The organism is Microbaculum marinum (genome assembly GCF_037855135.1).
Taxonomy (GTDB): Bacteria; Pseudomonadota; Alphaproteobacteria; order Rhizobiales; family Tepidamorphaceae; genus Microbaculum; species Microbaculum marinum.
Genome location: NZ_JAZHOF010000002.1, coordinates 219,958 through 244,441, shown reverse-complemented (window position 1 = coordinate 244,441; position 24,484 = coordinate 219,958). Strand labels below are relative to the sequence as shown.

At 61.8% G+C, this 24,484-nt stretch carries 26 protein-coding genes; 18 read left to right on the top strand and 8 right to left on the bottom strand.

Going from position 1 to position 24,484, the window contains the following annotated elements:
• Positions 1-41: 41 nt before the first annotated feature.
• From V3328_RS04670 to V3328_RS04635, 8 genes are all read left to right on the top strand, one after another.
• A complete protein-coding gene (locus tag V3328_RS04670; RefSeq protein ID WP_340328500.1) occupies positions 42-512 on the top strand; it encodes a phage terminase small subunit P27 family in 471 nt (156 codons plus the stop codon).
• Positions 496-2,283 carry a terminase large subunit gene (locus V3328_RS04665; protein ID WP_340328499.1) on the top strand — a complete coding sequence of 596 codons (1,788 nt, stop codon included), beginning with the start codon at positions 496-498 and terminating at the stop codon, positions 2,281-2,283. The genes V3328_RS04670 and V3328_RS04665 overlap by 17 nt, the downstream gene beginning before the upstream one ends.
• 54 nt (positions 2,284-2,337) lie before the next feature.
• Positions 2,338-3,624 carry a phage portal protein gene (locus tag V3328_RS04660; protein WP_340328498.1) on the top strand — a complete coding sequence of 429 codons (1,287 nt, stop codon included), beginning with the start codon at positions 2,338-2,340 and terminating at the stop codon, positions 3,622-3,624.
• Complete coding sequence (locus V3328_RS04655; RefSeq protein ID WP_340328497.1) at positions 3,621-3,788, top strand: hypothetical protein; 168 nt, start codon at positions 3,621-3,623, stop codon at positions 3,786-3,788. Before V3328_RS04660 ends, V3328_RS04655 begins: the two co-directional genes overlap by 4 nt.
• 12 nt (positions 3,789-3,800) lie before the next feature.
• Positions 3,801-4,466 carry a head maturation protease, ClpP-related gene (locus tag V3328_RS04650; RefSeq protein WP_340328496.1) on the top strand — a complete coding sequence of 222 codons (666 nt, stop codon included), beginning with the start codon at positions 3,801-3,803 and terminating at the stop codon, positions 4,464-4,466.
• A gap of 10 nt (positions 4,467-4,476) precedes the next feature.
• A complete protein-coding gene (locus V3328_RS04645) occupies positions 4,477-5,757 on the top strand; it encodes a phage major capsid protein (protein WP_340328495.1) in 1,281 nt (426 codons plus the stop codon).
• 60 nt (positions 5,758-5,817) lie between these two features.
• Entirely contained in the window at positions 5,818-6,258 is a 441-nt protein-coding gene (locus V3328_RS04640; RefSeq protein WP_340328494.1) for a hypothetical protein, read from the top strand.
• 86 nt (positions 6,259-6,344) lie between these two features.
• Positions 6,345-6,914, top strand: a complete 570-nt coding sequence (locus V3328_RS04635) for a head-tail connector protein (RefSeq protein ID WP_340328493.1) — start codon at positions 6,345-6,347, stop codon at positions 6,912-6,914.
• Between the two features lie 75 nt (positions 6,915-6,989).
• On the opposite strand, the gene V3328_RS04630 is transcribed toward V3328_RS04635, so the two are convergent.
• Positions 6,990-7,946, bottom strand: coding sequence for a LysR family transcriptional regulator (locus tag V3328_RS04630; protein ID WP_340328492.1), 957 nt, complete (start codon positions 7,944-7,946; stop codon positions 6,990-6,992).
• A 150-nt stretch (positions 7,947-8,096) separates the two neighbouring features.
• On the opposite strand from V3328_RS04630, the gene V3328_RS04625 reads away from it, so the two are divergent.
• From V3328_RS04625 to V3328_RS04600, 6 genes are all read left to right on the top strand, one after another.
• On the top strand, positions 8,097-9,116 hold the full coding sequence (locus V3328_RS04625; RefSeq protein ID WP_340328491.1) for a TRAP transporter substrate-binding protein: 1,020 nt from the start codon (positions 8,097-8,099) through the stop codon (positions 9,114-9,116).
• A 77-nt stretch (positions 9,117-9,193) separates the two neighbouring features.
• Positions 9,194-9,655 (top strand): TRAP transporter small permease, encoded by a 462-nt coding sequence (locus tag V3328_RS04620; protein ID WP_340328490.1) that lies wholly within the window; start codon positions 9,194-9,196, stop codon positions 9,653-9,655.
• Positions 9,655-10,947, top strand: a complete 1,293-nt coding sequence (locus V3328_RS04615) for a TRAP transporter large permease (RefSeq protein WP_340328489.1) — start codon at positions 9,655-9,657, stop codon at positions 10,945-10,947. The genes V3328_RS04620 and V3328_RS04615 overlap by 1 nt, the downstream gene beginning before the upstream one ends.
• A gap of 12 nt (positions 10,948-10,959) precedes the next feature.
• Positions 10,960-12,054: a mandelate racemase/muconate lactonizing enzyme family protein gene (locus tag V3328_RS04610; RefSeq protein WP_340328488.1), complete on the top strand. Its 1,095-nt coding sequence runs from the start codon at positions 10,960-10,962 to the stop codon at positions 12,052-12,054.
• A gap of 10 nt (positions 12,055-12,064) precedes the next feature.
• The gene (locus V3328_RS04605) at positions 12,065-12,868 is read left to right on the top strand and encodes an alpha/beta fold hydrolase (RefSeq protein ID WP_340328487.1); all 804 of its coding nucleotides are present in this window, start codon (positions 12,065-12,067) and stop codon (positions 12,866-12,868) included.
• Positions 12,868-13,173 carry a Dabb family protein gene (locus tag V3328_RS04600; protein ID WP_340328486.1) on the top strand — a complete coding sequence of 102 codons (306 nt, stop codon included), beginning with the start codon at positions 12,868-12,870 and terminating at the stop codon, positions 13,171-13,173. The genes V3328_RS04605 and V3328_RS04600 overlap by 1 nt, the downstream gene beginning before the upstream one ends.
• Before the next feature lie 662 nt (positions 13,174-13,835).
• On the opposite strand, the gene V3328_RS04595 is transcribed toward V3328_RS04600, so the two are convergent.
• Genes V3328_RS04595 through V3328_RS04575 form a run of 5 tightly spaced genes read right to left on the bottom strand, consistent with a single transcriptional unit; the run spans position 13,836 to position 18,064 of the window.
• Positions 13,836-14,642, bottom strand: a complete 807-nt coding sequence (locus tag V3328_RS04595) for an ABC transporter ATP-binding protein (RefSeq protein ID WP_340328485.1) — start codon at positions 14,640-14,642, stop codon at positions 13,836-13,838.
• Between the two features lie 15 nt (positions 14,643-14,657).
• The gene (locus V3328_RS04590; RefSeq protein WP_340328484.1) at positions 14,658-15,392 is read right to left on the bottom strand and encodes an ABC transporter permease; all 735 of its coding nucleotides are present in this window, start codon (positions 15,390-15,392) and stop codon (positions 14,658-14,660) included.
• A gap of 8 nt (positions 15,393-15,400) precedes the next feature.
• A complete protein-coding gene (locus V3328_RS04585; protein ID WP_340328483.1) occupies positions 15,401-16,393 on the bottom strand; it encodes an ABC transporter substrate-binding protein in 993 nt (330 codons plus the stop codon).
• 23 nt (positions 16,394-16,416) lie between these two features.
• Positions 16,417-17,340, bottom strand: coding sequence for a polysaccharide deacetylase family protein (locus V3328_RS04580; RefSeq protein ID WP_340328482.1), 924 nt, complete (start codon positions 17,338-17,340; stop codon positions 16,417-16,419).
• Positions 17,341-17,353: 13 nt separating this feature from the next.
• A complete protein-coding gene (locus V3328_RS04575; protein ID WP_340328481.1) occupies positions 17,354-18,064 on the bottom strand; it encodes an isochorismatase family protein in 711 nt (236 codons plus the stop codon).
• A gap of 113 nt (positions 18,065-18,177) precedes the next feature.
• On the opposite strand from V3328_RS04575, the gene V3328_RS04570 reads away from it, so the two are divergent.
• Genes V3328_RS04570 through V3328_RS04555 form a run of 4 tightly spaced genes read left to right on the top strand, consistent with a single transcriptional unit; the run spans position 18,178 to position 21,596 of the window.
• On the top strand, positions 18,178-18,894 hold the full coding sequence (locus tag V3328_RS04570; protein ID WP_340328480.1) for a GntR family transcriptional regulator: 717 nt from the start codon (positions 18,178-18,180) through the stop codon (positions 18,892-18,894).
• 38 nt (positions 18,895-18,932) lie between these two features.
• Positions 18,933-19,811, top strand: a complete 879-nt coding sequence (locus V3328_RS04565; protein ID WP_340328479.1) for an isocitrate lyase/PEP mutase family protein — start codon at positions 18,933-18,935, stop codon at positions 19,809-19,811.
• A 39-nt stretch (positions 19,812-19,850) separates the two neighbouring features.
• The gene (gene cnbZ / locus V3328_RS04560; protein ID WP_340328478.1) at positions 19,851-20,597 is read left to right on the top strand and encodes a 2-amino-5-chloromuconate deaminase CnbZ; all 747 of its coding nucleotides are present in this window, start codon (positions 19,851-19,853) and stop codon (positions 20,595-20,597) included.
• Positions 20,598-20,621: 24 nt separating this feature from the next.
• Complete coding sequence (locus tag V3328_RS04555; protein ID WP_340328477.1) at positions 20,622-21,596, top strand: ABC transporter substrate-binding protein; 975 nt, start codon at positions 20,622-20,624, stop codon at positions 21,594-21,596.
• Positions 21,597-22,033: 437 nt separating this feature from the next.
• Here V3328_RS04555 and V3328_RS04550 read toward each other — a convergent pair whose 3' ends face one another.
• Together V3328_RS04550 and V3328_RS04545 are read right to left on the bottom strand one after the other, a co-directional pair.
• Entirely contained in the window at positions 22,034-23,047 is a 1,014-nt protein-coding gene (locus tag V3328_RS04550; protein ID WP_340328476.1) for a homoserine dehydrogenase, read from the bottom strand.
• A gap of 21 nt (positions 23,048-23,068) precedes the next feature.
• Positions 23,069-24,451 carry an aldehyde dehydrogenase family protein gene (locus V3328_RS04545; protein ID WP_340328475.1) on the bottom strand — a complete coding sequence of 461 codons (1,383 nt, stop codon included), beginning with the start codon at positions 24,449-24,451 and terminating at the stop codon, positions 23,069-23,071.
• Positions 24,452-24,484 lie beyond the last annotated feature (33 nt).

Genomic DNA, 24,484 nt, shown 5'->3' with positions numbered 1-24,484 from the left:
CGCCGACACGATTGACGCGGCCGGCGCGCGGGAGAATCGCCATGGCCGGCCGCAAACCGCTGCCGACGCATCTGAAGCTGCTCAAGGGCACCGCCCGGCCGCACCGGATGAACAAGGCCGAGCCGAAGCCTGTGGTGGCAACGCCGGAGCCGCCCGATCATCTCGACGAGGCCGCCCGGGCGACGTTCGCCGGGGTGGCCGCGCTGCTTGCCCGCCACGGCGTGATGACCGAGCTCGATGCCGGCGCGCTCGCCCGCTACGTCGTGATCCGGGGACGCTGGCTGGAGGCGGAAGCCGAAGTGAAGCGGCGCGGTCCGGTGGTGAAGACGTCGAACGACAACATCATCCAGAACCCGTTCCTGGCCGTTGCCAACCGGTGCCTGGCGCAGATGGCGCAGATCGAGAGCGAGTTCGGGCTGACCCCCTCGAGCCGCTCGCGCATCCGCATGGCCGAGCCCGCCGAGGCGGCCGATCCGTTCGAGGACTTCCTGAGCCGTGGCAAGAAGGCCTGAACAAGGAAACCGACGAAAGACGCGCGGCCGGGCGACACCGCCCTGCCCGGTCACGGCCTATGCCCGCGATGTGGCCGGCGGCAGGATCGTCGCCGGTCGGCTCGTGCGGCTTGCCTGCGCGCGGCATCTGGCCGACCTGAAGTCGGGCGGCCGGCGCGACCTCGTCTGGGACGGCGACGCGGCACGGCACGCGATCGACTTCTTCGGCCACCTGCGCCATTCGACCGGGCAATGGGCGGGCGAGCCGTTCGTGCTGCAGCCCTGGCAGGCCTTCGTGGTCGGCGCGCTCTTCGGCTGGAAGCGGAAAGACGGCCTGCGCCGCTTCCGCACGGCCTATGTCGAGGTGGCGAGGAAGAACGGCAAGTCGGTGCTGCTGGCGGGAACCGCGCTCTATGCGCTGATCGCCGACGGGGAGCCAGGCGCGCATGTCTATTCGGCGGCGACGACCCGCGACCAGGCACGGATCGTCTTCGGCGAGGCCGAACGCATGGTGGCGGCAAGCGCGGCGCTGCGATCGAGGATCACACAGACGGTGAACAACCTGGCGGTGTTGCCGACCTCGTCCTGGTTCCGGCCGCTGTCGGCGGATGCCTCGAAGATGGACGGGTTGAACATCCACTTTGCCGCCGTCGACGAGGTGCATGAACATTCAGGTCCGCAGATCATCCAGAAGCTCAACACGGCAACCGGGGCGCGGCGCCAGCCGCTGATCTTCGAGATCACAACGGCCGGTCACGACCGCCATTCGATCTGCCGCCAGCATCACGAGTTCTCGGTCAAGGCGCTGGAAGGCACCGTGCCGAGGGAGGCTGCCGACAGCTGGTTTGGTTATATCGCCACCATCGACGAGGGCGACGACTGGACCGACGCGGATGTGTGGGTGAAGGCCAATCCGAGCCTCGGCGTGACGGTGAAGGTCGACGACCTGAAGCGCCAGATCGACGAGGCCAGGGAGATGCCGGCGCAGCAGAATGCGATCCGCCGGCTCAGACTGAACGAATGGACCGAGCAGGTCACGCGCTGGCTCGACATGAGCGTCTGGGAAGTCGGCGGGCCGCCAGCGGCCACCGACTGGCGCATCGCCAAACATGATCTTGAGGAACTGGAGCAGAAGCTTCTCGGCCGCGAATGCTATGGCGGGCTCGATCTCGCCCGCGTCAACGACCTGTCGGCCTTCGTGCTGGTCTTCCCGCCGACGCGCGACGATGACCTCGGTATGCTCGCCGACAAGTGGATCGTCCTCTGCCGGTTCTGGATACCGGAGGACGACATCCTCCGCCGCGCGCGGCGCGACCGCGTTCCCTACGATGTCTGGCGCGACCAGGGGTTCCTGACCGCGACGCCCGGCAACGCCACCGACTTTGCCTTCGTCGAACGGGAGATCATATCCCTGGCAGCGCGCCACGACCTGCGCGAACTGTCCTACGACCGCACCTTCGCCGGCGAGATCGTCCAGCATCTGCAGGACGAGGGACTGACCCTCGTCCAGTTCGGTCAGGGGTTCCTGAGCATGGGGGCACCGACGGCCGAGCTGGAGCGGCTCGCCGTATCGCGGGCGCTCTGGCATGGCGGCCATCCGGTGCTGCGCTGGAACGCCTCCAACGTTGCGGTGCGCCACGATCCGGCCGGCAACATCAAGCCGGACAAGGAGCGCTCTTCCGAGCGCATCGACGGCATCGTTGCGATCTGCAACGCGCTTGGCCGCGCCCTGGTGCGCGACGTCAATGCCGGGCGCTCGGTCTACGAGGGTCGCGGCATCCTGATGCTGTGACCTGCGGCCCCGCTACTGCGGCCCAGACCTTTAGCAGGCAAGAGAACAAACTCGATGGCATTCTGGTCGAACTGGTTCGGCGGCTCCAGTCCGCCAGGCACGACTCCACGTGCGGCGTTCCAGCAGGCGGGCGGCGGCATCGTCGTCACCACGGCGCAGCAGCTGGAAGAGGCGCTGCGGGCGGGCGCGCTCAGCGCATCGGGCGCCATGGTGACGCCCGACACCGCCATGCGGGTGGCAGCCGTCTATGCCTGCGTGCGGATCATCTCCGGGGCGGTCGCGACCCTGCCGCTCCACATCAAGCGCCGTGTCGACGAGCGCACCCGCGAGGATGCCTCCGACGACCCGCTCTGGATGGTGCTGCGGCGCAGGCCCAACCGCTGGCAGACGCCATCGCAGTTGCGCCGCATGCTGCAGGCGCATCTGCTGCTGCGCGGCAATGCCTACGCGATGATCGTGCGCTCGCGCGGACGGGTGCGGGAGCTGATCCCGCTGCATCCCGACCGGGTCGAGGTGACGCAGACTGCGGAGCTGGCACTCGACTACGTCTACACCCGCGCCGACGGCCGGCGTATCCGGCTGGCGCAGCACGAGGTCCTGCATCTGGTCGGGCTGACGCTCGACGGCGTCCATGGCGTCTCGCCCATCTGCTATGCCCGCGAGACGATCGGCCTGTCGCTGGCCATGGAGGATCACGGCGCCACGACGTTCCGCAACGGCGCCCGCGTCAGCGGCGTCTTGAAGCATCCGAACAAGCTCGGTCCCGAGGCGGTCGCCAACCTGAAGGCCGGGCTCGAGGCGTTCCGCGCCGGCGGCGATCAGGACGGCAAGAACCTGATCCTCGAAGAGGGCATGGACTATGCCCGCATCGCCATGACCGCCGAGGATGCGCAGTGGATCGAAAGCCGGAAGTTCTCGCGCACCGACATCGCGATGTTCTTCGGCGTGCCGCCGCACATGATCGGCGACACGGAGAAGTCGACCAGCTGGGGCACCGGCATCGAGCAGCAGTCGATCGGCTTCGTCGCCTACACGCTCGAAGACCACCTAACGATGTGGGAAGAGGCGATCAACCGCGACCTGATCGGACCCGATGACGCACTCTATGCCCGCTTCAACCGGGCAGCGCTCGTCAAGGGCGACATCAAGGCGCGCTGGGAGGCCTACGTGAAGGGCCTGCAATGGGGCGTCTACAGCCCCAACGAGATCCGCGCCCTGGAGGACCAGAACCCGCGCGACGGCGGCGACGTCTTCTATCCGCCGCCGAACACCGCCGGCACGCCGGAGCGTGAGGATGGCGCCACCGAAGCGGCGCCGCGCCGGGAGGATACCGACACATGAGCCTTCGCACCCTGCCCGAGGCGCGGACCTTGCCGCGGCCGCAAGGCTACCGCTGGGATGCCCCCTCCGACGCACTTGCGAACTGGGCCGACACGCCCCTTGCCGCCGACGGCGACACCGACACCACGATCTCGATGTTCGACGTCATCGGCGCCGATCCCTGATCGGGCGGCGGCGTGACCGCGGCCCGCATCGCGGCGGCACTGCGCAGGATCGGCGCCCGCGAGGTCACGGTGCGGATCAACTCGCCGGGCGGCGACATGTTCGAGGGGATCGCGATCTACAACCTGCTGCGCGGCCATCCCGCGAAGGTCACCGTCGAGGTGCCCGGCTGGGCGGCGTCGGCTGCCGCCATCATCGCCATGGCCGGCGACGAGATCCGCATGGGCATGGGCGCCTTCATGATGGTTCACAATGCCTGGGGCGCCGTGATCGGCAATCGCCACGACATGCGTGAGGCCGCAGGCCTGTTCGACCGCTTCGATGCAGCCCTTGCCGACATCTACGAGGCGCGCACCGGACTGGACCGGGCCAGGGTCGTCGAACTGATGGACGCCGAGACCTTCCTGACCGCGTCCGAAGCCGTCGAGACCGGCTTTGCGGATGCCGCCGACGCGGACGCACCGGAGCCTGCCGCCACCGACGAGGCCCGGCGCGGCGTGCAGGCCAAGCGCCGGCTCGACGCCCTTCTCGCCCGCCAGGGAATGCCGCGCTCCGAGCGCCGGCGCCTGATGCGCGAGGCAACCGATTGCGGCACGCACGACGCTGCCGCCTCCGCCACGCATGACGCTGGCATCGACCCCGCCGCCCTGCGGCGGCTCATTGACACCATCCGATCATAGGAGACCCGTCATGGGTATCGAACTCAATGCCCGCGCCCGCGGGATCAGGAGCGTGCGCGCCGATTCCGGCAATGCCGGCCTGATCCTCGCCGAGCTGCAGACCACCTTCGAGGCCTTCAAGGCCGAACGCGAGGAAGAACTGAAGGGGATCAACGCGCGGTTTGCCGACGTGGTGCAGACCGAAAAGGTCGATCGCATCAATGCCGAGATCACCGCCCTCCAGACCGCGCTCGACGAGACCAACGCGGCCCTTGCCGCGGTCAGAGTCGGCGGGGCCGGCGACGTCGCGCCGCACGCTGCCGAACGGCGTGAACATGCCCAGGCCTTCGACCGCTTCTTCCGCAAGGGCGCGGAGGCGGGCCTGCGCGATCTGGAGGTGAAGGCTGCGATCCGCACCGACTCCGATCCCGACGGCGGTTATGTCGTGCCCGACCAGATGGAGCAGACGATTGACCGGGTGCTGGGCACCGTCTCGGCGATGCGGTCGATCTCGCGTGTCCTGTCGATCTCGGCCGGCACCTACAAGAAGCTCGTCAACCAGGGCGGCGCTGCGGCCGGCTGGGTCGGCGAGCACGATGCACGCCCCGAGACGGCGACACCGAAGCTCTCGGCGCTGGAGTTCCCGACCATGGAGCTCTACGCCAATCCGGCTGCGACCCAGACCCTGCTCGACGATGCCCGCATCGACATCGCCGCCTGGCTTGCCGACGAGGTGTCGACCACCTTCGCCGAGCTTGAGGGAACGGCGTTCATCTCCGGGTCCGGAGTCAGCATGCCCCGGGGGCTGTTGTCCTACGACACCGTCGCCGACACCAGCCACGCCTGGGGCAAGCTCGGCTTCGTCGCCTCCGGCGTGGCGGCAGCCCTCACCGATTCCACCCACAACGGCGCCGACGCACTGACCGATCTGGTCTATGCGATCAGGCAGGGTTATCGCCAGAATGCGCGGTTCCTCATGAACCGGAAAACGCAGGCCGTCGTTCGCAAGCTGAAGTCGAAGACCGAAGAGCTGTACCTCTGGCAGCCCTCCATCCAGGTCGGCCAGCCGGCGACCCTGTTCGGCTATCCGATCACCGATGACGACAACATGCCCGACATCGGCGCCGAGGACGTCCCGGTCGCCTTCGGCGACTTCCAGCGCGGCTATCTGATCGTCGACCGGATGGGCATCCGGGTCCTGCGCGATCCCTTCACCAACAAGCCGTACGTCCACTTCTACACCACCAAGCGCGTGGGCGGCGGCGTGCAGAACTTCGAGGCGATCAAGCTCCTGAAGATCGCCGCGTCGTGAACCTCGGGCGGCCCCGTGCCGCCCGTCCCCTCCCCCTCCCCCCGAAAAAGGACTTCTCCCATGAAGGACATCCACTCCGGCCTCACCGTGGTGCAGGCGATCGGTGCAGCCGTGCTCGATGCCGACAACACGCCGGCTGCGATCAATCTGCAGGGCCATGACGCAGCCGAGATCGTGCTTGCCGTCGGCATCGGCGGCATCACCTTCTCCGGCACCAACAAGATCGATTTCAAATTGACCCATTCCGACGACGACGACACCTACGCCCCTGTCACCATCGACGACATGCTCGGTCTTGCCAGCGTCGGCACCGGCGGCATCATCAAGGCACTCACAGCCGCCCATGCGGCGGCGGGCGTCTACCGGTGCGGCTATGTCGGCAGCAAGCGCTACCTCAAGCTGCTCGCCGACTTCTCTGGCACGCATGGCGCCGGCACGCCGATCGCCGCCCTGGTCATCAAGGGACGCGGCGCCATCCAGCCCGAGGCCGATCAGGCCTGACGACGGGGCGGCCGGGATACCCGGACAAGCAGATCCCAAGCTTCCCGCCGTGTGCCCAGCCGGCCCGACATCCCTCCGAGGTCCCCATGCTCACCCCTGTCCGCATTGCCGCGCCGGCGACCACCCCGGTGTCGCTGGACGAGGCCAAGGCGCATCTGCGCGTCGATCATGACGATCAGGACGGGCTGATCGCAGCACACATCGAGGCGGCCACCGCCTGGGTCGACGGGTTCACCGGCATCGTCGGCCGCGCGCTCGTCACCCAGACCTGGCGGCAGGACTTCGCCGGCTTCGCGCCACGCCTCTGCCTGCCCCTCGTGCCGGCGAGCGCGATCGTCTCTGTCAGCTACTTCGATGTCATCAACGATCCGCAGACGCTCGATGCCGGAACCTGTGCGCTCCTGAGCGACGCCCGCGGGGCCTACGTGGTTCTCCAGCCCGGACACTCCTGGCCAGCCACCTGGCGCCGCGACGACGCCGTCTCGGTGATCTTCACCGCCGGCTATGGCGATCCCGCCGACGTGCCCCAGCCCCTTCGCCAGGCAATCCAGCTGCTCGTCCAGCGCCTCTTCGACGGCGCCGATGCAAGCATCGATGCAGCCAACGACCGGGTCGTTGATACGCTGATCGCGCCGTATCGTCGAAGGGCGCTGTGATGGGGGACAAAACGGCGAGGAGTGTTGGGCTATGCGAAGCGCTTGCCGGATCAACGATTCGGAGACCGTTAGAACTTAGTTTCGGCCCTCTGACGCGGGTTCGGTGCGACAATCATTCCTAGTATCCAAAAGCGAACCGTACTCTGGACCATCTTTGATGGGGCAGACCAACCGAACCTCCTCCAGCAGATGCTTCACCAGGCTTAATCTCCGTCGACCGGCAGCCAATAGCGCCTTGGCCCGGACGAAGGGAGCAATCTGCAGGGGCCTTGCCACCAAATTCGGCAGCAGTTCGATCGTCAAAGCGTCCACGAGAGCAATTCCGATCCCGACGTCGGCGAGGGAGCAGGCGGTGAAGGAGTCCGTCACCTCGATCGATAGGCGGAGGTCTACCGAGTGGCGTTGGGCACTCTCCACAATGGCGGCACCGATCGGAAGGTTGGCGGGAAGCGATATCAGGCGTGAGAGTTGCATTGCATCGATGCCGAACATCTCGTGCTCAGCCTGGGGATTATCGGCTCGCATGGCGGCCATGATCGGTATTGGACCCAGTTCTATGCTGTCGAGGTCTGGATAGTCGGGTGGCACGAAGACGAAACCGATATCGGCGCGGCCATTTGCGACCGCACTGGCCGCCTCGAAATTCGCCATCGTCTCCAGGGAGATTGCCGCGCGCCCATACCGCTCCTCAATCCGATGGATCACATTCGGCAACACGCAGGTCGAGATTGCCGGGGTCGAGACGATCCGAAGTCGCTGCAGTTCTGCGGTTTGCAGTTCCGCTGTGGCGCGCTGGGCGGCTTCGAGGCTCTCGAATAGCTTTTCGATGTAGGGGAAGAGAGACCAGGCGACATCCGAGGGGCGCAGCCGCCCACGGCCCCGAATAAAGAGCGCAAGCCCCAATTTGTCTTCTGTATGTCTTAGCAGACGGCTCACCGCCGGCTGTGTGATCCCCAACATGCGCGCGGCCTCCGTGACAGTTCCGCTGCGCATGACCGCTCGAATGACCTCAAACTGGCGGAACGATATCAAGGGTATGCCTCCATGTTATGGAAATGGCATTTCTAGGCATTAGACAGCAAGTCCTACATTCGGCACTCTCAAGCCAATCAAGAAGATCGGACGACGATGTCCGATCGGCAGGTCCGGGTCCACGAACCATACCTAGGGAGTTGCATCACCATGAAGCGTCGCAGTTTCATCGCCGGATCTCTCGCGGTCGCAGCAGCGTCGGGCCTTGCACGGCCTGCGATTCTACGCGCGCAGTCGGGAGAAAAAACGCTCCGTATGGGCCACATTTTTCCTGAATCGCATCCCTATCAGAAGGGACTTGAGCGGTTTCGGGACGAACTGAGCAGGCTCACCGATGGCGCCATAAACGTTGAGGTGTATTCCTCGAGCCAGCTTGGCGGCGAGATCGAAATGCTCGGCGGCATGAAACTGGGAACGATCGACGGGTGCGCCTGCGGGGTCAGCCATGTGGCGACCAGCGACAACATCCGGAAGTTCTATTTGCTCGACATGCCGTTCCTGTTCAAAGACTTTGCGGCCATAGAAAGCTTCTTCAGCAGCGAACTGGCCAGCGAGTTCTTCGGAGACCTTCCGGAGGCTGCGGGCCTGCGGATCGTCGCGAACGGTACAGCGGGCTTTCACCAGATCCTGAACTCGAAGCGTCCGATCGTAGAGCCGAAGGACCTGTCGGGTCTGAAGATCCGTATCTGGGAATCGCCGTCTGCGATCCTCGCCCTTGAGATTATGGGCATGACTCCGACGCCTATGGCCTTCTCGGAAGTCTTCACATCGATCCAGCAAGGTGTCATCGACGGCATCACCAATAGTCTCACGACCTTCTACACAACCAAGCTATACGAGACGGCGAAATACGTTTCGATCACGAACCACATGTACGTCTTCATCCCGATCATCGTCTCGGAGCATGTGTTCCAGAGCCTGGATTCCGACGAGCAGGCGGCGGTTCTGAAGGCCGGCGAAGCCGCCGGGCAGTATTGGCGCAATCTGTACGCGACCGACGACGAAAAGCATGCCGCATTGCTGGAGCAGGTGGGAGTCGAGATCAACCGGGCCGACGTTGAGGCGTTCCGTGCGCACGTCGAAAAAGGCTATGACCGGTTTGTGGAACTCGTAGCGCAACCAGGTACGGAAGAACTGGTCGAGCGCCTGAAATCCGTAGGCGGCTTCTAGGGCCGGGCAGTCGCCCCCCTTTGGGGGGCGGTGGCAAATATCGCCCCACAATTGGTATGTCCAGATCGGCGACGTCCATGACGGTGCTCACGGCAGTTTTCAGGTGGATCCTCATCCTGACCATGCTCGTCATGGTCGGCAGTGTCGCGCTTGGCGTAATCTCACGATACGTGGTCGGGCAACCACTGTTCTGGACCGACGAAGCGGCCCGGTTTGCGCTGGTCTGGATGACGTTCGTCGGAGCGGCCGCACTTCTGGCCAGCCGTGATGGCCACATCCGAGTGGATCTGGTCGTCTCGTACCTGTCGAAGCGCCTCGCTCGGCTGTTCGGCGTGGTATCCGACCTTATCGTGCTCTTCCTGATGCTCCTCGTCCTGGCCGGGAGCATACTCTGGATCAGCATCAGTATGCGGCACTACTCACCAGCAATGTCTGTACCCATGCCGCTGGTCTACGCTGTCCTGCCGTTGAGTGCGTCGATTGCGAGCTTCCTCGTCGCCCGCCGTATCGTGCGCGCGCTTCGCGGATCGGGGAACTGATGGAGATCCTCGTTTTCTGTGTGACTCTAGGGGTCGCACTCGCGATAGGCGTACCCGTCGCCTTCGGGCTTGCCCTCGGTGCGCTCGTGCTGGTCTTCGGCTTCTCCGACGGCCTGCCACTCAAGGGCATGATCGTGATCATGTCGCAGCGAGTCTGGACCGGAACGGACTCGTTTCCGCTGCTGGCCATGCCGCTGTTCTTCCTGGCAGGCGGGCTGATGGAGGCGGGCGGAATCTCCGAGCGGTTGGTCCGGCTCGGCGTCGCGATCGTCGGTTGGGTCCGTGGTGGCCTTTCAATGGTAGCCGTACTTGCGTCCATGATGATGGCCGGGATCAGTGGCTCAGCCAGCGCCGATGCGGCCGCAATCGGATCCGTGATGATCCCGTCGATGGAGCGCCGCGGATATCCTCGCGCCTATGCAGCCGCCCTGCTCGCGTCCGCTGGCTCGCTTGGCCCTATTATCCCGCCGAGCATACTGCTCGTCATCTACGGCTCACTCGCAAACGTCTCCGTCAGTCGTCTTTTTATCGCTGGCATCGTGCCTGGAATCGTGTTTGGCGCGGCACTGCTTGCTCTCTGCTACGTTCTCGCCCGGCGCGGCGACTTTCCGCGTGAGGAGAATAAGGGCCTCAGATATCTCGCCCGTACTGCCGCCGATGCGATCTTTCCGCTCATGGCACCAGTCATCATTCTGGGAGGCATTCTGGGCGGAGTGTTTACGGCGACAGAGGCCGCCATGGTTGCGGCCGTATATTCATTCCTGGTGAGCAAATTCATATATCGCTCCTTAAGTTGGCAGGAATTCTTCGATGTTTGCTACACGACAGCGATTTCGTCTGCCCGGGTTATGTTCATCATTGGAATAGCTGCTTTTGTCAGCTGGATACTTGCACGCGAGCGTGTGCCGCAAACGCTTGGCGATCATATTCTGTCAATTGCCTCTGATCCGCTTGTCCTGCTGCTCCTGATCAACGGGATCGTCCTGATTTTTGGCATGTTCCTCGAGGCAACAGCAATAATGGTAATATTGCTGCCGACATTCCTTCCTTTGGTCGCTCAGATGGGTATCGATCCTGTGTTCTTCGGGATTATCCTGATTGTTAATTTAGCGATTGGAACGGTTACACCGGCTCTGGGAACTAGTCTCTTTGTCACAACAGCGATCTCGCGCGCGCCCTATGCCGAGGTTGCCAGGAATGTATTGCCCTTTGTCGGAACGATGATTCTTGTCCTTGTTGTTCTAACGCTATTGCCGAAGATCGTTCTTTGGCTTCCCAACACTCTGATGTAGGTCCTAGCGTCGATGATATCCTCTCATTCTATTGAATCATACGATATTTCGGTATTATCGATGCCTCTACGGGAGCCCTTCCGCATGGTGACGAACACGATAGTCACCGTGGATGCTGTTGTTTTACGCTTGTACTTGAAATCCGGCCTGGTAGGTAATGCATACCTGTTCTCTTACGACCGTCGACTCACACGGATACTAGCCGAACTGTGTGACTGGCTCGTAGAAGCCATCCAGCAAAGTGATATTTCCGACCCCGAGGCCTGTTGGCGTCTACTCAATCGTTCGATCACTCTCGTCGGCCCGGAAGGGCTCGCCATGATGGCGGTGGCAGCGGTTGACGTCGCCATCTGGGACCTTAAGGCTAAGTCTCTCGGTGTGCCGCTATGGCGCCTTCTGGATCGTCCGGGCGAGGGGACTGCCGTCTATGGTAGCGGGGGCGGCCTGGGAAGTTCCATCGACGCCTTGCTGCGGGAGGCGACAGACTTCGTGGCGATGGGGTGTGGCGGCTACAAGATGAAGGTCGGCCAGCCTCGCCTCCGCGAAGATGTTGAACGGGTCCGGTCGGTGCGTGAGGCAATCGGGCCCGGAGTCGCGCTGATTGCCGATGCAAATCAAGGCTGGGATTACGAGACAGCAATCCGCTTCGCCGATGAGATAGCCGACCTTGACCTCCTCTGGCTCGAGGAGCCCTTAGCGGTGCGGGACAAGGAAGCCAATCGCTTATTGCGGTCGCGGTTGAGCATGCCGTTGGCTGGCGGTGAGAACGAGTTCGGATCGTATACATTTCAGGGTCTCGTGGAATCCGACAGCCTCGACATCATCATGCCAAATCTACAGCGTTCGGGCGGTATCACCGGATGGCTCGAAATTGCAGAGATCGCTGCGCGAAGCGATTGCGCGGTGTCTATGCATCTCTTCTGCGAGATAGCTGCGCAATTGATGGATGGCCTCCCGAATGGCGGCTGGGTCGAATATCTCCCCTGGTGGGACCGGATGATGGTGACCCCGCACGCGTTCGATGGCGGAAAGATCCGGCCGCCGGCGACGGCGGGAGTAGGCCTCGAATTCGACGAAAGCGCCGTGAAGCGGTACTCGGCAATATAGAGTAATCCGAATGTCACTGATCTCTACCGCACGTGGCGACATCGCAATACTCCGGCCGGACATTGCCGAAGCGGCACAGGGGGGCTTGCCGACAATCCTGGTGCATGGTTCGGGCGGGCGCGCGGATATCTGGAGCCCAGTGCTTTCGCTTTTCACCGAGCTCGACCCGATTGCCATTGATCTACCCGGACATGGCCTATCGCCTGGGCCGCTCTGTAGGTCCGTTGAAGATGCTGCCGATGTCGTCGATGCGGTTCGTCGAGCGCTCGGCCTGAGCCGAGTTGCCGTCGTGGGACATTCTCTGGGTGGGGCGATCGCACAATCCTATGCACTTGAGCAAAGCGAACATTGTGCCGGGATCGTGATCGCCAATTCGGGCTGCGTGTTTTTCGTCGACAGAGAGGGACTGCCCCGCATCCTAGACAACTGGCCGGTCATGATGGAGCATTTTGCAAGAGGACAGGTCTCGCCGCGCGCTTCTCAGTCGATGATGGAGGCCGCACGCCAATTGGTCATGAAACGTGATCCCGCCGTGCTCACGCACGATCTGGAACTCTGTGCGGGATTCGATTCCCGAGACTGGGTTTCCAAGATCCAGCCGGCCTGCCTGATCGTGACGGCCTGCGAGGACCAGTTGACCCCCTTCGAGCATTCGACCGATCTGCTGGCTCGAATCCCGCACGCACAATTCACCGCAATTGGCCCCGCCGGGCACTCGATAATGCTTGAACATCCCATCCGGTTCGCTGGGGCGATAGACAGCTTTTTTCGGGAGCTTCGCGAATCCTGCACAGTCAACGAGGAGCCAGCTTGATGATCAAGCACTTCGTCGCTTTTCGGTTCAAACCGGAGGTTCCACCTGACGAACAGGCGCGAGTCCTCGATGAATTGAACGAATTCCCAAGCCGGTTTCCCGCCATGAAGAACTGGTCGCTCGGCCGCAACATCAGCAGGCGTGACGACACGTTCAGCCACGCGTTCGTCGTCGAATTCGATCGCGAAGACGAGCTGCTCTCGTATCTCAATTCGGAAGAGCATGAGCAGTTCGTCGCGACACACTTCCGTCCGTTCGTCGCGACGCGCGGGATAGTCAGCTTAGAAATTCCGGACCCGCGATAGAGCGCACAATCTGACCCACTGATGAGTGGGCCACATTTGTTGGCTAAACTAAATTGAGGTTGACGAGTAGCGCGGAGAACGATACGGCCGCCTCTGAATTCACGGGGACACCGGGAATCTCAATCCTGAGCTCCTTACCCGGACCTGACAACAGGACTTCACGGTCATCTGCCACACCTCGGCCTTGCCGTCCTCCCGATAAGCGCGATTGTCGCCATCAGCTACTTCGATGCCAGTTCGAGCCCTTTGGACAGGGGATTAGACTGTTCGTCGAACGCCTCATCGACGGCGCGGGACACCATCGACGCGGCCAATGACCGTGTCGATCATGTGCTGATCACGCCATATTTTCGGAGGGCGCTGTGATTGCCCCGGTGAACGCCAGTGAGCTGCGGAGCGAAGGCGCCATAGCGCGCACCTCCGTTGAAGTGCCGTGGCCGGTGTGCACCCCTTTTAACGAGGCTGGTACGGCAGCAAAAAGCGGCGCTGGACCAGCAGCTCGCCCTAAAACAGATCGACAATTGAAATAGATTCTTAGATCACCAGAATTTTTTAGACGATCCTACCAATAGAGATCCTTAATTTGCATAGTAAATAGCATATTTCCCGACAGATTACTCGCCCGAAATTTCAGCATACCGGACTCTTCAATATTAATTCTATCAATGCTTATCTGGATTCGCCTTTTCCTCCTCTATACTATCCAGTACCTCGCGCTCAATCAGACGCCAGATGCGGTCGACATAATCGACGCTTTCGGGCCTCCGTTTGGTTGTGAGATCCCGCGGTCTCGGCAGGTCGATGTCGAGAACCTCGCGGATACGGCCCGGCCGACGGGCAAGTACGATGATTCGGTCGGAAAGAAAAACCGCTTCGTCAATTTGGTGGGTAACGAACAGCACGGTCTTTTTGCCGTGCTGCCAAATCCGATTGAGCTCTAGCTGCATTACCTCGCGCGTCTGGGCATCGAGCGCCGAAAATGGCTCGTCCATCAGCAGGATCTCGGGATTGATAGCAAGCGCACGGGCAATGTTGGCACGCTGACGCATGCCGCCTGACAATTGACGAGGATAGTAGCCCTCGAAGCCTTCTAGGCCCACCATTCGGATCAGCTCGAGGGCCTTAGCGATTTCGTCTCGGGACCGCGAGCCATCCCGAATTTCGATTCCTATCAACACATTACCCAGCACAGTGCGCCAAGGCAGGAGATTGTCGGCCTGGAAGACATACCCCCGCTCGAACCCAGTGCCCGTGATCTGCTTTCCGTTGAGGCGGGCGGAACCCTCGGTGGCACGCTCGAGCCCGGCTACAATGCGCAGAAGAGTGGTCTTGCCGCAGCCGCTGGGGCCGACGATGGAGATGAACTCGCCATCTTCCACTCGCGCGCTCACGTGCGAGAGCGCCGTCAGGTTTCCAAACTCCATTGAGAGGTCTGAGAATTCTAGTTTGGGTACGTTTCGCGAAGACATTCGTCGATTTGTCCCTCAGGTCCAGTGAACGATCCGGCGTTCCAGCGCGTGGAAAGCAGACGTGAGCAGGATACCCGCCGCCGCGAGCAGCAGTACACCGACAAAGAGGTTGGGCATGTTGAAGGTTTCCGCCGACTCCGCGATCAGACGGCCGAGCCCGGCGCGCGAGCCGAACAATTCACCGACTACAACGCCGATGAGGCCACGCCCAATACCCAGACGCATGCCGGCAAAGATAAAGGGCAATGCCGAAGGTATCATCACCTTCAGAAAGACCTGTACCCGACTCGCCCCGAAACATCGGATTGCTTCGACATAATTGTGCGGCGTGGAGCGGATCCCCGCCTCGGTGTTGATGATAACCGGGAAGATCACGACGCTGACTACGACAAAAACCTTCGACCAGATACCTATGCCGAACCAAAGTATAACAAGCGGCGCGATCGCTATGACAGGCGTGGCGTAAAGACCGTCTACCCACGGACTCAAGATAGCACGAAACCGGGGCGAGACCGCCAGAAGAAGACCAATCGGCAATCCTATAGCGATGGCGATCACATAGCCGATGATGAATTCGCTGAAGCTAACAATGATGTGCCGCTGCAGAACACCGGCAGCCCAAAGTTTGACGGCCGCCTCGACGATCTGGCTGGGGACCGCGAGGAACAAGCTTTGTCCGACAAGGAAGCGGCCGGCAAGCTCCCAAAGTAGAAACCCGCCGACCACAGATGCGAGTGAAAGATACCGCACGTCGATGCTTACTGAGCCAGATAGCTCGTGTCGCCGATCGTATCGGCAGCCAGCGTGGCATCGACGTCGCCCCAGTCCGCGAGAAGTGCGATGACGCCTTCCACATCCGCCATGGCGAATTCTGAACCTTCTTTAAAGCCTTGAATCTCAACGACGAGATCGTGGGTCAAGGCCGCCTCGTCCGCTGAAGCTTGGGTGCTCTCGACAAGGATGTCGATCGCTTCCTCGCGGTTGGCGGGATCATAGAGGAAATCAATCGCCTTGCTGTGGGCGCGGATGAATGCCTTTACGGTTTCGGGATTGGCCTCGGCCCAGGCGCGGTTGGCATGCCAAGTCATGTAGGGGACGTTGGGAAGCAGCGGCCCGAGAACGCCAAGATTATTGTATCCTTCCTGGATGGCCGTGAAGGCCAGAGGTGTAGCCACCGCAGCGGCTTGTACCGCACCGCCTGCAAGTGCACCAAACCGCGCAGACGTACCGCCGCCAAAGATGACCTCCACGTCTTCTGTCGGGTGGAGTCCGTTTTGTTCGGCGAGCGCGCTCCACCACACCATTGTGATGTCCTTTGCGCCACCGACGCTGACGCGTTTGCCCTTGAGCTGTTCGACCGAGGTTATGTCCTTGGCGCCGAGCATCATGGTGGTAGCGTTGACCAAGCTGCTTGCCACAATTACCAGCGGCGCACCGCCGGCGACCCCCCGCACAGTGTCGAGCCAAGAGGAACTGCCAATGTTAATCGCGTCGGCGGCAACCATCTGCGCCGAATTCGCGCTGCTACCTGTAGTGACGAGATCAAGCGCCACGTCCTCAGCCTCGAAGTAGCCCTTCTTCTGCGCCACGAAGATGGGGTAGTACTCGACGGTCGGCCCGATTATTCCGAGGATTAGTGGCATCGTGCCCTGAGCGGACGCGCGGCGCGGAAGGAACGCGTTGGCACCGAGTGCGGTCAGGCCCGCAAGTGTGGTTCTGCGGGTAATATGTGTTAAGGTCGACTTGTCCATTTCAAATTCCCCTCAGTTCGTAGTCAGCTTTTGACGCCGACGTTTGGGTTAAAGCGCTCTTCTGGGTAGCGTTTGGTGAAGTAGTCGTAGATCTCACCGCCCGTCGTGACCCAGACGCCCTCGTGGCTGGTGATGTGCGCCAAGACCCTATCCAGCATGTCGATACGGTGGGGGGCGCCTATGACATAGGGATGCAGGCAAAGCGCCATTACCTTGCCGCTTTGCTCTCCCTCCCGATAGAGAACGTCGAACTGACGTTTGCAGATCTGCTCAAATTCATCGGTGGACAGCTTGTCGGACTTGATCAGGACGTCGTTGGTTTCCCACGAATAGGGCATAGACAGCAGTTGCCTGCCATTCGCGAGGTTCATATAGTAGGGTTGGTCGTCGTTCACCCAATCGCAGATGTATTGGAGACCCTCATCGGCCAGATAGTCCAAAGTGTTCCAGGTCTCGGCTAATCCCGAACCCAGCCAGCCGCGTGGCCGACTGCCGGTGCTGTCCCCGATGGTGGAAAATACCTCGGCGATCGCGCCCGGCTCCTGTTCCGGCGCCATTTCGTTGAGACGAACCGCATTGGTCCGCCCATGGCCCATGAACTCCCAGTCGAGTTCGCGGCAGGCCTGAATGATCTCGGGATGATGGATGCAGATCTCGCTATTTAAAGCCACCGTTCCGCGCACACCGTAGCGTCTCATTACGTCCATTACGCGCCAGACGCCGACCCGGTTGCCATAGTCTCTGTGAGCCCAGGAATAGACAAACGGGATTTTCGCCTTCTCCTTAGGAACGCGTTCATTGTTGTCCCCTGGCATTGGCTCGCGCAGGTCGAAGAACTCGATATTGGGAATCACCCAGAAGGCTACTCGAGCGTTGTTTGGCCATTCAATGCGCGGCCGAACCGGCGCTGGCCAGAACGGAAATGGTCCATATGGTCTCGGTTCCATTGTAGTGCTCCTTTCAGGCGCCCGCGTCGCGTCCATCGAGCGCCGACAGCAACGTGTCGGTCGTGAAGACATCCGCATATTTGTGATGCAGGTCGAAGAGGCTGATCTTGTGTGACAGGATCGATCGGTCGAAGACACAGTCTTCGGCGATGACCGTATGAAAGCCGTATGAATAGCTGTCGACCGCCGAGGCGCGCACGCAGCCACTTGTGGTCTCGCCCGCGATCACGACGCTATCGATGCCCTGCTGAACTAGAGAAGTCGCGAGTGGCGTCCCAAAGAAGGCACTGGCCCGCTTCTTGTAAATGAACTGTTCTCCGTCGATCGGCTCGAACTCTTGTTTGATCTGATAAAGTCGGGGATCGTAGGCATATTTCTTGCGGAACGTCGGAACCATTCCCTGATGATCCGTTTCTGGACGGTCGTCATAGGTCACATGGATCACCGGCAATCCCTGCGCCCGAAAATAAGCGAGGAGTCGTTGAGTCGGCTCTATCGCGGCCCAGGCATACTCGCCGCAGGATGAGGAGTACTGATCCACGATCTGGTGGACGGGGCGTGCTCCACCCTCGTAGACAAGATTGTACAGGTCGACCATGACCAACGCCGGCCGTCGCCCGACGCGGAGCCCTCGCCGGTAGTGCGAGAACACCTTGAGAATTTCCGGAGGCACCAAATCCTTCCAGACGTGATCCTCAAAGGTATCGTTGGCCGTGATGCTCATATCGCCCTCCTGTTGACACTATGTTGACAGAGATTGCGGAATTGTCGAGGCCATGCCACAAAAAACTGAAATTTTCGGTGACATTGTTGACAATATGAGGAGATTGTTGGCACATGACGAACATGAAAATTGCGGGAGGAACAGGGGATGACGGTCGTCCGCAGGAGACCCGCTGCGACCGCGCGACCGCGTTCATCCTCAAGGAAATCATCGACGGGCGGATCGGCCCCGGTGCACGCATAAATGAGCAGGATGTCGCGCAACGTCTGGACATGAGCCGCGGACCGGTTCGAGAAGCGATACGCGGGCTGAGCGCTAGAGGCCTTCTGTCGTTTGAGCCGAACGTCGGCGCCCGCGTGGTACTACTCGACCCGAAGTTGATCGCGGATCTTTACGAAGTCCGTGCCGAACTCGAGGGTCTTGCGGCCCGGAACGCCGCCAAATGGATGACGGAGGAAGATCGCGCTGCGTTGCTCGATCTGCTGGCACAGCACGATTTGCAAATCGAGAAGGAGCCGCTTGGCCCCTACCCACTAAGTAGTTTCGATCACGACTTCCATACGATGATACTGCAAGGTTCGAAGAATCGCATGGTCTGGCGGATCTGCGGTCACGACCTTCGTGATTTGCTGATCCTGGTTCGGCGCCAACATTCTATCCGACCCGGCCGGGGCCGCGACGCACTACAGGAGCACCGTCAGATCGCTGAGGCGATCGTGAAGGGCAATTCGCCCTTGGCCGAGTTATTGATGGTGCAGCATATCGAGGCATCGCGGGAAAGCCTGCTGGCCTCATTGTCGGTCATCTCAACACCGCAGCGGCGGCGATAAGGAGAGTGATTGTGCCTGCCACGTGGCTTGAGAGCAAAATGACTGCGGGCGACCACGCCACCGAATTGCAGCGCCTGATCAAGATGCAGCGGACGGTGCCGGTGGCGGGCGTCTACGATGGTCTTTCGGCGATACTCGCTGCGCGCGCGGACTTTGAGGCGCTCTATCTTTCTGGCGCCGCGCTTTCGGCATCTATGGGCTTGGCCGACCTCGGACTGCTCACGCTCGACGATGTGGTGCACGCCGCCCGCTCGATTGCTCGGGTCTCCTCTCTGCCGCTGATTGTCGACAGTGACACGGGCTTTGGCGAAACACTCAATGTGATGCGTGCCGTCGTGGAACTCGAACAAGTCGGCGCGGCGTGCATCCAGATAGAGGATCAGGATTTCCCCAAAAAGTGCGGACATCTCTCCGATAAGCGCTTGGTACCCAGTGAAGACATGTGCCGCAAGATCGCAGCGGCCAAGCGCGCTTCAAGGCATCTCTTGGTGTGCGCGCGAACCGATGCGGGGGCTATTTCCGCTGACGAAGCGATCCGGCGCGCCAAAGCCTATCAGAATGCCGGCGCGGATATAATTTTCGTCGAGGCTCCGACTGATGTCGCCGAAATCCGACGGATTCGCGAGGAGATTACCGGTCCCCTGCTCGGCAATATGACCGAATTTGGACGGACGCCGTTTATATCTGCCTCCGAATGGGAAGAACTCAGCTACGAGTTAGTCATCTTTCCGGTTTCGGCGCTTCGCGTCTCTGCACGAGCAGTCGAGGATTTTTATAGATCCTTGCGCGCCAATGGCGATGTCTCGGCGCATATCGATGCGATGATGACCCGCAAAGAGCTCTACGACGTGATCAAATATTTCGAGTATGAAGCGCTGGACGACAAGATCGTCAAGAGCACCCTTCCGCACGATTAGAGGCCTACAGCCGCGAATAATCGAGCCACGGAACCAATTATGGTACTCACGACGGAATTCAAATCTGGGGGATATCGCTACGTTTCCGGCGTATTTCAGTATTCGGGCGGGGTGGCTGCATTGCCTGGTCATCGGTTGGTGAGGGTTCGTTTTTCGACGCAGCTCCCGCTTGTCGAGGGCATGAAGCGCGCCGAAAGCATCACGGCGTCTCAGGGTCGCCCTGCCAAGGCGATCTGCGCGTTCGAGCTGCGCTCTCCTGCTCCCTTCACAGAGGCCGGGTTCAGGACTTTCAACGAACTCTATGTTGGCCAACTCGACGCCTGGGGCGTTATCGACGGCGATCGCAACCCTGTTGCCCGCAGTAATGTGTGCCCAATGAACGCGCCGCCGCCAGAGCCCAGCGTCCACGCTTTTACCTTTGCTGTGCAAGGTGATGGCCCGCCATCAGCAGCGATCTCGGGAAGCGCCGAGGCTCCAGAGGGTAAGGTCAACTATCGTGACCATATCGTTGCGCTGGGTGATACCAGTAAACCTGCTCTTTTGAAGAAGGCTGAATTCGTCGTCAACGAGATGGAAAGGCGATTTCACGCTCTCGACTTCCGATGGTCGGATGTGACGACCTCACAGATCTATTCAGTGCACAACATCCATCCGCTGATGAGCCGCGACCTGCTGCTGGGAGGAGCGGCACGAAGCGAGCTGGTTTGGCATTTCTGCAGACCTCCAGTGGTCGGCATGGAGTTCGAAATGGACTGCCGGATTGTTCACGAGGAGTGGGTTGTATGACTACAGGCAAGCAGAAGAGGTACTATGCCCGACAAACTGAGTATCGCGCTTGGGGTTTACGATCGCACTCTGCCGTTGATAGCAGGTCTTACTCCCATCGAGGGCGTCGAGTCTACTTTTGTGTGCGACCCGCTTGAATCGATCTTCCACCGCGCTTTCGATGAAGTGGCATTCGACGTCAGCGAACTCTCCTTCAGCAATTTTCTCCACTTAGCCGCCGCTGGGACCTGCCCTTATGTGGGCATTCCTATCTTTCCCTCACGGGCGTATCGTCACTCGATCGTTTATGTCCGTACCGATCGGGCAATCGCATCGGCGAAGGACCTGGCCGGACGCCGCGTCGGAGTACGTGAGTATTCGATGACGGCGGCGCTTGTCGCTCGCGGCTTGCTGAAGGACGATTTTGGACTAGAGGCCGCGTCGATACAATGGACGTGCGGACGGGTAGATGCCAGCGATACACCTCCCGTCGTCCGTGTCAGGCCGCGAGGCATTGAGCTAGACCAGTTGGATGACGAGGACAATCTGTCGGATGCGCTATTGGAGGGCCGCATCGATGCGATGTTCGCCTACCGCCCCCCGCCGGCCTTCACCGTCGGCAGCGGCGTCGGCCGCCTGTTTACCGATCACATCGCGTCCGAACAAGACTACGCCCGTCGCACGGGCATCTTTCCGATCATGCATTTGATCGGTATCCGGCGCGACCTTGCCCAGGGGGACCTCCCTTTCAGGATCGCCATGGCGTTCGAAGCATCGAAGGCCTTCGCGATAAAGCGCCTGGGGGACTCACAGGCGCCCTTCTCGAGTCTACCTTGGTCTGCCGGTGAGTTTCATCACACTCGCGCACTACTTGGTGCAGATTATTGGAGCTATGGCATCCAGAATAATATGGCGGAACTCGAATCTCTGGTACGCTATTCCGTTGATCAGGGCATTATTGAGCGAGAGATGGAGATAGAAAACTTGTTTTGTCCATCGTTACTGAACTGGAATACTTAAGACCGCGGCGCGGAATTTCGGTAGAAGCGCCGAGGCCGGAGGGTGCGTGTAGAGGGCATCCGGGGGGTGCTGCTTTGACCGCCACTGTCAGTGACACTCCCAAACACGGGGACACGCCCAAACACGGGCTCGCGCAATCATGTTTCATGTCGACCGGCATGTGTCACCAGGTTCACCGCATTCCACCCACAATAGCATAGGTCCTGGATCAACACCGAACTAACCTAAGACGTCTAACATGTATCAGTGCCGGCACCATATACGACTTCAATTCTTACGTGGGGCTGGGCGTTGGGCGGAGAAGGTTCGATCCCGGTTCCATCCCCTCCGCCAATCATCCCACGGTCCATTCCGGGGATGGCGCCTCGGAAACTGCCGAGCTCGTCGAAACGGATATGTCGGAAGGCCTGAGCCACGCGTCGCGTCATAGATCTCCATCATCCTGCGCGGCGGCCGGCGAGGCGAGCGATCAGGATATGCTCCAGATCCTTCAGCGCCGCCGCGGCAGTCGCTAGGGGCTCCGTCCCGGAGCCGATTGCGACGGTCTCGCCCATGGCGTCGGTGGTGATGCGGATCGCCTTGTTCTTGCCCGTGACCCGCGCGAGCGGGTCGTTCGCGCCATAGAGCCGGATGCCGACCTCGGCGCTCACGCCTCGTTCCTCCCGCACGAGTCTACCCACGAGCTTCGGCGAGAGCCCCTGCTGCCGCCATGCCGCAATCTGATCCTGCGTCACCGCTTCGATCCCGGTGACAGCCAGATCCTCTAGCGCCAGATCAAGGCCGAGACCGAAATTGGCGAGCAGCAGAAGTTTCGCGGCCGTATCCCAGCCCTGCGTGTCGTTGCGCGGGTCGGGCTCTGCAAACCCGCCGGACTGCGCCTCGCGCAGAGCCTCCTCGAAGCCGATGCCCCGGGTCGCCATCGCGTCGAGGAGGTAGTTGGTGGTCGCGTTGAGGATGCCCTCGGCCGAGACCACCGTAGCGCCCAACAACCCGTGCTCCAGCAGGTCGATTGCCGGCAGGGCCGCGCCGGCCGCGCCGCTGATCCTCAGCATCGACCCCGAGCCTTTCGCGAAACCGCGCAGTTCCCGGCCGCCGCGGACGAGCGGGCCCTTCGAGATCACGATGGCGTCGAGCCCCCCCGACAGGGCAGAGCGGAGGTAGGCGAGCCCAGGCCCGCCCGTGCGATAGTCGCTGGGACCCGCCTCGACGAGAATCTCTGCGCCGCTCGTTGCGATGAAGTCCGTTCCCGTCAGTCCCAGCTCCAAGTCGTCCAGCCGATGCGGCTCGAGACCCTCGGCATCGGCGAGGCCGGCCCTCGAGCCGCAGACCGCCACGAGACGGACGTCCGCACAGTAGAGCCGGCGGTAGCGTTCGCGGCGCGACAGGAGCAGATCGCCGGTAGCGCGGCCGATCCTCCCGAAACCCGCGATCGCGACCTTCAGCACATGCACTCGCTCACCCTCTCTCACGCATCAACGCCTCCGCATCAGGATCATCTTCTCCTCTGCCAGGTCGCGCATGGTGTAGGGGATGCCGCCGGTGCCGTAGCCGGATTCCCGGCGCCCGGCGAAAGGCATCCAGTCGGTCCGGAACGCGGTGGGATCGTTGATCATGACGGCCGAGGCGTCCAGACGATCGGCCGCGCGCATCGCGACGTCGATGTCCTGCGCGAAGACGCTGGCCTGGAAGGCCGTGGGCAGGGCATTGGCCCGCGCGATCGCGTCGTCGAGATTGCCGTAGCGATACACCGCAACCACCGGGCCGAATATCTCCTGCGTGGATATCTTGGCGTCCGCTGCTGGATCGAGCAGCACTGCAGGCTGCAGCGTGGTCTCGGAGAGACGCCTTCCCCCCGTGGCGAGGGTCGCCCCTCCTTTCACCGCCTCCTCGACCCATTCCCCGACCCGGTCGGCCTCGCGTGGAAGGATGAGGGGCCCGACTTCGGTATCCTTCAGCACGGGGTCGGCCGTCCGCAGAGTCTCGACACGGGCGATGAGCCTCTGTGTGAAGTCGTCGGCCACGTCTTCGTGAACGAAGATCCGCTGCGTCGACACGCAAACTTGTCCCGCGTGGTAATAGCCGCCCTTCACGACCGGCTCGACGACCCTGTCGAGATCGGCGCTGCGGTCGACGATCGCAGGGGCTGCGCCGCCATGCTCCAGTGCCGCCCGCGCACCGGGGGCAAGCTTCGCCCGCAGCGACCAGCCGACCCGCGCCGACCCGATGAAGCTCAGGAAGGCGACGCGTCGGTCGATCGCGAGCCTCTCGGCAAGTTCGTTCCCCCCGGGGACGAAGGTCTGGCACCACGCCTCGGGAAGGCCCGCTTCACGGACGAGCGACACGAGCTCGACGCAGGACAGCGGGGTCGTGGTCGCCGGCTTCACGATGACGGGACAACCCACGGCGATCGCCGGCGCCACCTGATGGACGATCAGGTTCAGCGGATGATTGAAGGCCGAGATCGCCGCGACAACGCCGATCGGCTCCCTTGTCGTGAAGGCCCAGCGGTTCTCCGACGGAGCCGAGAGGCCCATCGGAATCTCCCGACCGGCGAAGTTGCGCAACTCGTCTGCGGCATTCTGTACGCCGTCGATGGCGCGGGTGGTCTCGACGATGGCGTCCGGCAGGGGCTTGCCGCCCTCGCGCGCGATCTGCAGCGCGAGATGATCTCGCCGTCCCTCCATCAGCGCGGCGAGCTTGCGCAGAACCGCGATCCGCTGGTGCGGCTTCAGCCAGCCATCGCGGTCCCGGAACACACGCTCGGCGGCCTGCAGCTTGCGCTCCAATGCCGCGGCATCGTCGGTAGGGATCTGCGCGAACGGCGCGCGGTCGAAGGCCTGCACCACCTCAAGCATGATCGGTCTCCCTTTTTCTGTAGCGGCCCAGGA